This is a genomic window from Fulvivirga lutimaris, assembly GCF_009711525.1.
Taxonomy (GTDB): Bacteria; Bacteroidota; Bacteroidia; order Cytophagales; family Cyclobacteriaceae; genus Fulvivirga; species Fulvivirga lutimaris.
Genome location: NZ_SMLV01000436.1, coordinates 1 through 10401 on the forward strand (window position 1 = coordinate 1; position 10401 = coordinate 10401).

General features: G+C 36.1%; 11 protein-coding genes. 4 read left to right on the plus strand and 7 right to left on the minus strand.

Annotation, left to right across the window (positions count from 1 at the left end; translation table 11 throughout):
- Positions 1-136 precede the first annotated feature (136 nt).
- From metK to E1140_RS20685, 3 genes are all read right to left on the minus strand, one after another.
- Positions 137-1390, minus strand: a complete 1254-nt coding sequence (metK, locus tag E1140_RS20675) for a methionine adenosyltransferase (RefSeq protein WP_155188619.1) — start codon at positions 1388-1390, stop codon at positions 137-139.
- An 82-nt stretch (positions 1391-1472) separates the two neighbouring features.
- Positions 1473-2183, minus strand: a complete 711-nt coding sequence (locus tag E1140_RS20680; RefSeq protein WP_155188621.1) for an SAM-dependent methyltransferase — start codon at positions 2181-2183, stop codon at positions 1473-1475.
- On the minus strand, positions 2180-2941 hold the full coding sequence (locus tag E1140_RS20685; protein WP_155188623.1) for an alpha/beta fold hydrolase: 762 nt from the start codon (positions 2939-2941) through the stop codon (positions 2180-2182). The genes E1140_RS20680 and E1140_RS20685 overlap by 4 nt, the downstream gene beginning before the upstream one ends.
- Positions 2942-3106: 165 nt before the next feature.
- On the opposite strand from E1140_RS20685, the gene E1140_RS20690 reads away from it, so the two are divergent.
- Positions 3107-4774, plus strand: a complete 1668-nt coding sequence (locus E1140_RS20690) for a TolB-like translocation protein (protein ID WP_221412739.1) — start codon at positions 3107-3109, stop codon at positions 4772-4774.
- On the opposite strand, the gene E1140_RS20695 is transcribed toward E1140_RS20690, so the two are convergent.
- The 3 genes from E1140_RS20695 to E1140_RS20705 all read right to left on the minus strand — a co-directional run bounded on the left by E1140_RS20695 (position 4775) and on the right by E1140_RS20705 (position 7304).
- Entirely contained in the window at positions 4775-5326 is a 552-nt protein-coding gene (locus E1140_RS20695) for a DUF2911 domain-containing protein (RefSeq protein WP_155188627.1), read from the minus strand.
- Between the two features lie 149 nt (positions 5327-5475).
- Positions 5476-6750 (minus strand): toxin-antitoxin system YwqK family antitoxin, encoded by a 1275-nt coding sequence (locus tag E1140_RS20700; RefSeq protein WP_155188629.1) that lies wholly within the window; start codon positions 6748-6750, stop codon positions 5476-5478.
- A gap of 167 nt (positions 6751-6917) precedes the next feature.
- On the minus strand, positions 6918-7304 hold the full coding sequence (locus E1140_RS20705) for a RidA family protein (RefSeq protein ID WP_155188631.1): 387 nt from the start codon (positions 7302-7304) through the stop codon (positions 6918-6920).
- Between the two features lie 47 nt (positions 7305-7351).
- Between E1140_RS20705 and E1140_RS20710 the strand changes: the two genes are divergently transcribed.
- The 3 genes from E1140_RS20710 to E1140_RS20720 all read left to right on the plus strand — a co-directional run bounded on the left by E1140_RS20710 (position 7352) and on the right by E1140_RS20720 (position 9889).
- Entirely contained in the window at positions 7352-7933 is a 582-nt protein-coding gene (locus tag E1140_RS20710; RefSeq protein WP_155188633.1) for an LOG family protein, read from the plus strand.
- 220 nt (positions 7934-8153) lie between these two features.
- Positions 8154-8543 (plus strand): hypothetical protein, encoded by a 390-nt coding sequence (locus tag E1140_RS20715; RefSeq protein ID WP_155188635.1) that lies wholly within the window; start codon positions 8154-8156, stop codon positions 8541-8543.
- 104 nt (positions 8544-8647) lie between these two features.
- The gene (locus tag E1140_RS20720; RefSeq protein WP_155188637.1) at positions 8648-9889 is read left to right on the plus strand and encodes an aspartyl protease family protein; all 1242 of its coding nucleotides are present in this window, start codon (positions 8648-8650) and stop codon (positions 9887-9889) included.
- Here the strand turns inward: E1140_RS20720 and E1140_RS20725 are convergent.
- Positions 9886-10401 (minus strand): hypothetical protein (locus E1140_RS20725; RefSeq protein WP_221412740.1); only part of this gene is annotated, 516 nt, incomplete at its 5' end. The two genes, E1140_RS20720 and E1140_RS20725, sit on opposite strands and share 4 nt — an antisense overlap.

Sequence of the window (10401 nt, forward strand, 5' to 3'; positions counted from 1 at the left end):
TTTGAACAAGCTACAGATTTAGCTACTGAAGCTTTGCGAAGGCAGCTAAAGAAAGCAAAAGCAATGCAACTGGAACACTAATAAAAAAGGGGCTTTAAAAGCCCCTTTTTTATTTCAATATGATTCTCCTTACATGTTATAAGGAGAATTCGTTTTTAATAGCATCTACATAGTCCAATTTCTCCCAAGTAAACAGTTCTACCTCTTTAACTATCTTCTCTCCATTGGCTGAAACAAACTCCTTTTGAACCGTTACATTTTCTCTACCCATGTGTCCGTATGAAGCAGACTCCGAGTAAATAGGGTTTCTAAGTTTAAGCCTAGTCTCAATTGCATATGGTCTCATGTCAAAAATCTTAGCAATCTTCTTAGCAATCTCGCCATCTGACAAACCTACCTTTGATGATCCAAAAGTGTTAACAAAAATTCCCATTGGTTCAACAACACCAATTGCATATGAGACCTGAACCAAAATTTCATCAGCAACTCCTGCTGCTACCATATTTTTAGCTACATGCCTGGTTGCATAAGCCGCTGATCTATCAACCTTTGAAGGATCCTTTCCTGAAAATGCTCCCCCACCATGAGCTCCTTTACCTCCATAGGTATCTACAATGATTTTACGGCCAGTAAGTCCTGTATCTCCATGTGGTCCTCCAATAACAAATTTACCAGTTGGATTAATGTGGTATTTTATCTGATCATTGAATAGCTTTTGTAATTCAGGCTTTAATTGCGCCTTAACTCTTGGAATAAGAATCTCAATAATATCCTTTTTAATCTTGGCCAGCATTTTACCCTCTTCATCAAAATCATCATGCTGAGTAGACACCACTATTGCTTCTATCCTTTGAGGTGTGTTATCATCAGAATATTCAATAGTTACCTGAGACTTGGCATCCGGTCTCAAATATGTGATGTCTTTATTTTCTCTTCTCAATGCCGCCAGCTCAATCAATATTTTATGAGACAGGTCTAATGCCAAAGGCATGTAATTCTCAGTCTCATTGGTTGCATAGCCAAACATCATACCCTGATCACCAGCTCCCTGCTCCTCTGGGTTACCTCTATCTACACCTTGGTTAATGTCTGGAGATTGTTCGTGTATTGCTGAAATCACGCCACAAGAATTACCATCAAACATATATTCTCCTTTGGTGTATCCTATTTTGTTAATTACCTCACGGGCAATTTTCTGAACATCCAAATAGGCAGTCGATTTAACTTCTCCACTTAATACAGTTAACCCTGTAGTTACTAATGTTTCACATGCTACTTTAGAATCCCTATCAAATGCTAGAAAATTATCAATAAGAGCGTCAGAAATTTGATCAGCTACTTTGTCTGGGTGTCCTTCAGATACTGATTCGGACGTAAATAAATATGGCATTGATTATACTTTAGTTCCTTATAAATTGAACGCGCAAATTTAGAGTAAAATGGTATGATAATAAAATGAATAGTTTGTGTTGTTAATTTCCAGCATAAATTAGAAACACCGTTGGAACCTTATGAAGATCAATATTTTGGTTTTTCCATTGAGCAATGGCATGAGTCTCTATAAATTCCTGTTCTCCTGTAAGATCCCTAGCAACACAAAGTTGAGTTGAATTGTCACAAACCGCTAGAATAGTTTTAAGCAATTGATTATTTCTATAAGGTGTTTCAATGAATATTTGGGTTTGATTAAACCTATTAGATTCCACGGTTAATCTTCTTATTTCAGCCTCCAACGGTTTTTTATCTATTGGTAGATAGCCATGAAAACAAAACTTCTGTCCATTAAAACCAGATCCCATCAAGGCTAATAAAAGCGATGAAGGTCCAACCAAAGGAATAACTTTAATGCCGTTTCTATGCGCCCATTCTACCGCCTTTGCACCAGGATCGGCTATCCCTGGACACCCAGATTCAGATAAAATCCCAATATCCTTCCCAGCCAATAGCGGTTGCATGATGCGTGAGATTTCTTCATTAGCGGTTTTCTTATCTAATAAAGAAAACTCCAAATCTTCAATTGTTAGTCCGAGCTTTAGGCTACTAATGTATCTTCTCGCAGTTCTAATATTCTCTACCAAAAAAATATTGGTCTCCTTAACAACTGAAAGCACTTGCTGTGGAATAGTGGTTTCTCGATTCTCTGCTATTACAGTCGGAATTACATAGAGCTTTCCAGTATTCATCTGTTCAAAAAAGTTATTAGCACTGCCATAAAGTTATCAGACTGTTCTGCATGAACCCAATGCCCTGCATTTTCAACAGTCTCAATTTGAGCATTAGGGAAACTTTCTTCAATAAGAGTAAAATCACTATCTTTTATATAATTAGAATTCCTCCCTCTAATAAAAAGAACTGGCTTTGAATCCTTGAGATTTCCATTTAGCCCTTCCCCTATAATCTCAATATTGCTGGTGATAACTGGCAAATTAATTTTCCAATTGAACCCACCTGAATCTCGATTTAAGTTTTTAAGTAAAAATTGCCTTACACCTACTTCAGGAATATATTCAGCCAAATATTTATCCGCCTCACCACGTGAAGATAAACCTGTAAGATCTAAAGAATTAAGACCCTCCAAAATTGAATCATGGTGAACGGGATATGCTTTTGGCGCAATATCTACCACTACCATCTTCATCCAGCTATTCGGATTATTAACAGCATATTGCATCACAGTCTTCCCTCCCATAGAATGTCCAATGATTATTGGGTTTGCTATTTGCTGCTGTTGTATAAATTCCTCTAAGTCAAGTGCCATTGAAGAATAATTGAACTCATTACTATGCGGTGATTGGCCATGATTTCGCTGGTCTAACAAGTACACCTTATATTTCTCGCTAAGAGCCTTACCAATAGTCAGCCAATTATCTGAAGAGCCAAATAAGCCATGTAGAATGATTAGTGGCTGCCCCTCTCCCATTTCTCTAAAAAATAATTTCATTTTCTAAATAGATTGAAATTTAAGTTGGTATAATCTTGGTATAAACTTAGGTCATTAATCTTTAATCCGTTATGTGGATATAAACTTGTTTAATTCATATATTGAAAAAAAGTACACCCCTTGATTATGAAGACTCTCAAAATTTGCCTATTCTTTTTGTTTACTATGGTCGTATATTCCCAGTCATTTGGCCAGACGGAGATTAAAAAATTACCTCCAAATATTAATCACCCATCTTTAAACTTATATACTCCCGTAATAAGTGGCGATGGTGAAACTATAGTATATCAATCTGATTATTCTGATGATGGTTTTCACACTATGTATTTCACTACTAAGAAAAGCGTTTCTTCATGGAATGATGGCGTTGAAGTTTCAAAAAATGTAAACCGGCCAACCTTGAATTATTATGGGGGTTATAGCCTTTCTTTTGAAGGTGATATGCTGATTTTTACTTCCAGAAAGTCTGGTCTTGGTGGTTTTGAATTATGGTATAGTAAAAGGGAAGGTGACAACTGGGGTGCGCCTAAGAATTTTGGAGGCCCAATTAATTCCGCCAGCAACGAAGGTACAGCGTCACTATCTGTAGATGGTGAAACGATGTACTTTATGAGATGTAATCAAATGTCAGAGTACAAAGGTGCTTCTGGTTGTAAGTTGATGGTGGCAACTATGAAATATGGCAAATGGCAGGAGCCTGTTGAATTACCTGCTAATATAAATACTGGAAACTCACAGAACCCTAAAATACTTGCCGATGGAAATACCTTGATTTTTTCCTCTGATCAATTTGGCGGAAAAGGTGGTCTGGACCTTTTTATGACCAAGAAATTGGGTGATAGCTGGTCGGAACCAGTTCCTATGGACTTCATCAATACTCCACAAAATGATCAATTTATAAGCATCCCATCCAAAGGTAGATACCTATACACTTCTATGAAAGATGACAGGGTATTTCATATAACACAGGTGTTAATACCTGAAGAATTCCAGCCCAAGAAGGTTATGCGAGTTCAGGGGACAGTTACAGATAAACAAACTGGTGAACCTCTAAATGCAATGCTAACCGTTTTTAACATTGATTTGAGGGATCGAATTTTCAATGAAAAGATTGGAGGAAAAGGTGAGTTTTCGCTTGTGATGAATGAGGGATCGCATTACGATCTCTCTTTAAAAAGTGATGACCAGACTTATATGTACTATTCCAAAATTTATGCCTTGGATGAAATCGGCAATAGAGACAAGCAAAATTTGCGTATTCAACTTGAGCCTATGTCAGCTGGCAGTGAGTATGAGACTGCCATTCGTTTTAAAGAATACAGTAGTGAAATTGATGACCTAAGCACATTTGAGTTGAGAAGACTAGCCGATTTGACGCGAAGAAATTCAAATATGAAGTTTGAACTTGACATCTATCAAAATAACTACAAAGAAGACTCTGTGTTTAGCGATGAAGATTTAACTGAACTGATTGTTGACTCTGTTTATACAGAAAAAGAAGTAATAGATACAATTTCCGTTGCTAATACAATCTCAAAAGTTGATTCTCTTGGATTATCAGGTCAGCAGGTTGATTCACTACTAACTGAAATGAATGAAGCCCAACAAAAGGATTCTATAGTCTATACAACTGTAAAGGAATTAGAAATTAAAAAAACCTATCATAATGATAGAACTGAGGAACAAGCCGAAGCCGTAAAGGCTTATCTTGTGGAAAGGGGTGCTAACCCTGACAATATAAAAATAAGACGATTTAAAAATGTGGGCGATCCAAACAAAAGAGGTGATCAACCTGAAGACGTAGTAGTTATACTAAAAATTCTATCGCTTTAACTAATTCTGTGGGATCATTGGAACGACAACCAAAGTTTGATCCCACATTAAAACCATGTCAACTTCATCATGCATTTCTTCAAATGCTATAGTGAATTGTTCAAACATGTTTTTGGTATTAATAGGCGCTACCTCAGCTACTAACTCTTGCGTTGCTGAGTCATTTGCAGCTTCACCAGAAAAAAAATCAACTCCCCAACCAGGTATCGTTCTATTAAAAATAATCTGCCAACTTTCACGCCCTGGCACCGTAAATAAGGCATAATCTCCTTTAGGCAATACTTGGTCTCCAATTCTAAGATCCACATTTGTAGTAAAAATAGTTGGCTCATTAGCACCTGTCCTCCATACTTTGTCATAAGGAACAAGTCCGCCAAAAACCACTCTATCCTTTTTAAATGGTCTTCCATAGGACACTGAAATGTCAATATTACCTTCAGCGTAATCAACTTTGTCCTGCGGGCTGAATGATTTAGTGTACATTCTAAATCCCACCATAGAAACAGCAATCACAGCAACTGCAATACCTGCTATTACAATTATTTTCTTCATGAATTAGCGTAAATGATCATTTGTGACAAACTGATACGCCAATAATAGCATTTTGTTTCGATAAAGGTGAATAAGTAAGAAATTAAACCTCCTTTAAGGCTCCCAATGTAATTTTTTGAGTTAAATAGAAGAGTTAACTCAGGCAGATATTAATGAACAATAGTCTCGCTCGGCTTTCCACTTCTATGAAAGTATTGCCATTCTCCAGACTTCTCCCCATTAACAAATTGACCTGTAGACTCGAGGTTACCATTTTTATGATAAAATTTCCATATCCCAGATTTTATCCCATTTGTAAATTGTCCTTCTTCAACCAAAGTTCCATCATCCAAATAGTACTCCCACTTACCATTAGGAATGCCTTGCTTGAATTCACACTTTATCTCAACCTCTCCATTTAAATAATAATCAATTTTAACCCCCGTACCCTTGCTTAGCGTACCTGATTTTAAAGTATCTCCAGAAGTCATATAATAATCACTAACCTCCCAAATCAACCCCTGTTTCCATGTCTCTTCCACCATTAGTTGACCAGTATTGTGAAAAAGGCCCCATAGTCCATCCTCCAAACCATCAATAAAAGACCCAACTGACTTCAATCTGCCATTCTCATGGTATGAAAACCATTGCCCGTTTTGCAAACCATTTTTATAAGTACCTTCTTCCATCAACATTCCAGACTCATAGAAAAACCTCCAATTACCATCGCGAAGATCATTCTTATAAAACCCGGTTATTCTGGGTTTTCCGTTATTAAAATAGCTCCTATAAACACTATCCTTAAGCCCATTTTTATAAAATAGTTGTTCTTCAATAGCACCGTTATCATAGTAGTACCGCCAAACTTTATCCTTTTGACCTTCTTTATAAAACCCTTCAACAATGAGATTTCTAAACAGGTTGTACTCCTTCCATATGCCATTAGTAGTGTCATTTGCATACTCTGCCTCAACAATTAGCTCTCTTGTTGGGGCAAACTCCTGAACCAACCCATTAATCTTATCATCAACATATTCAACAATTTTTCTCCGTGTACCTAATTCGTAATAATAAGTCCATGTTCCCGATTTCTTTCCATTAATTAAATTACCCTTCACACGACTATTGCCAGACGGAAAATATTCTAAATATTTTACCGGCACTCCATTTTCGTAGTCAATCTTGGCGAAAACTGAACCGTCAGCATAATAAATTCTCCAAGTACCAGATCGTACCCCAGCATTAAAATCACCCACCTTTTGCAGCACTCCTCTGTTATTATAAAACTTCCAAAGCCCTTCCTTTTTTCCATTTTCTATTATGCCTACACCATATGAAAGACTATCATCTTCATAAACTTTGGACTGCTGTGCGAACAGCTGTGAACTGAATAAAAAAATAAATAGAAAAAGGAAGATGGTACTGATTGGATTTAAATTCTTCACAATAATTTTATAATGTTACTATCCGGTTTATATTTGTTCCCTAAACTTAATCATTAAAGATATGTCTGCATTATTAGTTGTATTCGCATTGTTCGTTTTAGCGATTCTTTCTCCAAAAATTTTCCCCAACAAAATGTTTAGCGACAACCAGCACGATATCAATAACTCTACTGAACAATAGCAGTAGCTTCAATTTCTACCAAGTATTCTGGAGAAATTAATTTGCTCACTTCAACCATAGAAGTGGCAGGTTTAATATCTAAAAAGAACTCCCCATGAGCCTTGCCAATATCATGCCATTGTTCAATATTGGTCACATAAATTCTAGTTCTTATTACATTTTCCATTTTGGCCTCTAGTTTCTCTAGAGATTCTTCAATTATTTCAAGGCACCTTTTAGTCTGGACGTAAGCATTACCAGCACCAACCAGCTCCCCTTCTTTGAGCGCAACCGTTCCTGAAACTTCTATATGATTCCCTATTTTTACTGCCCTTGAATACCCGACTACATTTTCCCACTCAGCACCGGATGAAATATTAACTCGATTTGTCATAGCTATATTTTATGTAGTTTTAATTTTTGAATCTACAGATTAAAATTATGAAGAATATCTGTGTCTTTTGTGGGTCAAGCTACGGAGCTGAGAAAATTTATGAAGAGCAAGCCAAAACTCTCGGTCAGCTGATTGCTTCACAAGGACTTCAACTGGTATATGGTGGGGGGAAAGTTGGCCTCATGGGTGTGATCGCTGATGAAGTGTTGAAGCAAGGAGGAAAGGTAATCGGTGTTATTCCTGAATTTCTCAAAGACAAAGAAGTAGGGCACCCTAACCTTACTGAAATGCATATTGTAAAAAGTATGCATGAAAGAAAACAGCTAATGGCTGAGCTATCTGATGCTTTTATAGCAATGCCTGGTGGTCTTGGAACTCTTGAAGAGGTAGCTGAGATCTCGACCTGGGTACAATTAGAGCTGATTAAAAAACCTGTAGGTCTTCTTAATGTTAATGGCTTCTATAATGCCTTGATCCAACAATTGGATTTAATGACTAGCCAAGGATTTATTAAAGAGCAAAACAGAAAGAATATCATTCATGAAAATAATGCATTAGACCTGTTCAAAAAATTGTCGACATTCACCTTTGATGACTACTCACTTTGGTCAGACCTTGATAAGTCTTAACTGTTCAATATTGTACATAGCAGTGTTTAAACATCGTACATTATACTAAAGGACACCCCTTCTATTTCCTTAGAAACCGCCATTCTTAATCTGGTATGATATATGGCCTTTATTGGTCATGATAGGTTTCTATTATAAGATAATCGCTAGAAAGTTTAAACTTCAAAATGCTAATACAGTATTTCGAATCATTTTTACTTTACTTTTTTTGATAAACGCCATGGTAGAAATTGAAAACGGCAAAATGCTTATCTCCATTATAACCGGGTCAATTATCATTGTATTACTTATAAATAAATATACTTCATTCAAGCAAAAGAAATTTGATGCCATTATCCAAATGCTTGGGTCTAGCAAGGAACAGAACATTTTGCACCAATTTTTAAATACTTCCTCTGCCGCCTTTATAGCACTTCTTGTACTACTTGTTTTTGCTGATCTAGCTAAGCTGGTCAGCACTAATTTTAATTTCTTGGATACTTCTAGTATATTAAGTCTGGATAACCTGCTATTGGCATTCGGGTTGGTATTAGGTCTAAATTTAGTTACTAGTATTGCCGTTGTTTTGTTCAAAAAGGATTCCAATTTTTTTCAAATTTTAAGGAAATAATAATATCACCCAGATTGGGTCATAAAGTATTCACTTAAAAAAAATAACCTTGTCTATTAGCTGATTATTACCTTGTTACGTATGATAATTGGCAGGCGTCTTTTATGAGAAAACTTTTACTTACTCTTTTAGCAGCATTCTTATTGATCAGCCCGACCATTCTAAATGGTCAGGAGTTGGGTTTTAAGATTATGAATGACCAAAAGAAGGTAAGAATCCCATTTCAGCTTTTCAATAATCTTATCGTTGTTCCTGTAATTCTTAACAATCAATTACCACTAAAATTTGTGCTCGACACTGGTGTGCGGACAACTATTCTTACAGAAAAGGCCTTTAGCGATATTCTAAATCTTTCTTATGCCAGAAAATATACAATTTCCGGTGTTGGTGGAGAAAAAGACCAAGGAGTAGAAGCCTATATCACCAATGGCGTGTCTATTACACTTCCTGGTGTTAGAGGTTTAGGACATGCTATGTTGGTATTGGAAGAGGATTACTTGGAATTAAGAAATTATTTGGGCACTGAAGTTCATGGAATACTTGGTTACGAACTCTTTAGCAGGTTTGTTGTCAAAATAGATTACGATAACAAAGTGCTTACACTTTCTACACCTGAAAATTATAAACCAGGCAGAAAGTACCATGAAATTCCTATAGAAATTCAAGATACTAAACCCTACATACACGGTTCGCTTACATATGATGATGATCCTATAGATCTAAAATTGATGATTGACTCTGGTGCAAGTCACGGATTGCTTATCGACCCTCAGTCAGATTCTTGCCTGTATATACCCGAAAAAAATATTGAAGCAAATCTAGGCAGGGGATTAGGAGGGGAATTAAATGGAAGAATTGCACGCCTTGAAAGTTTTGAAATTGGTAAGCGAGGCTGGAACGACCTACTTGTCACTTTTCCTGATACCAACATTTATCTTGACAGCCTTAAGAAAACAGATGTATTCAGAAATGGATCTATTGGAGGGGCGATTTTAAGCAGGTTTAAAGTGATTTTTGATTTTCCCAATGAAAAGATTTACTTAAGAAAGGGCAGTAAATACAGAAAGAAATTCTTCTACAACATGAGCGGGATAGTTGTAAAAGCCAAAGGCAGCAGATTATCCACTTTCGAAATCGTTGACATCCGAGAAAACTCTTCAGGAGATCTTGCAGGGTTAAAAAAAGGTGATATCATTACCTCAATCAACAATATACCAACAAATCGCCTTGAATTAGGAAACATTGTAAGTATGCTGAATCAGAAGCAAAACAAACGCCTGAGGATTGAAGTCAGGCGGGGTAATGAAAAGTTTAAGGCAGTATTCCGACTAAAAAATCAAATTTAGCCCTGAAGTAAAGACATTACTCTAGACTTATTCTTTTTATATTTTTTGACCACGTAGGTCTGCATTCTCTTAAATTTTATAGCATTTAATATTGAATGCGACAACATATCTGATGTCATAGATTCCTTTAAAACATAATCCTGCACCTCACCAAACCCCTCTTTATAATTGGAGTTTTTGATGACGGTAATGGGTATGTTTTTAGTTTTATTATCAGATGACAGCCTTTTAATAAGCTTAGTAATATCTAGCCTACTTAAGTTATCATCAATTAATATACAAGAAGGGCTAAACCTTCTGATTTTATTCACAAGTCCTTTTAATTCGAAACCTATTTCAGTCTTAAAAGTTCTACTTTTAATTTCCTTAAGTTTATCATAAATAGAACTAAGTTCTATCGGATTGTTTCCTATAAGGAAAACATTGATAGATTCAGTAGCCGGGGTTGGATTAAGCGTTTCCATAGACAATACATTTTGCTGCAATTTAACGATTTGTAGATTAAATTGTTT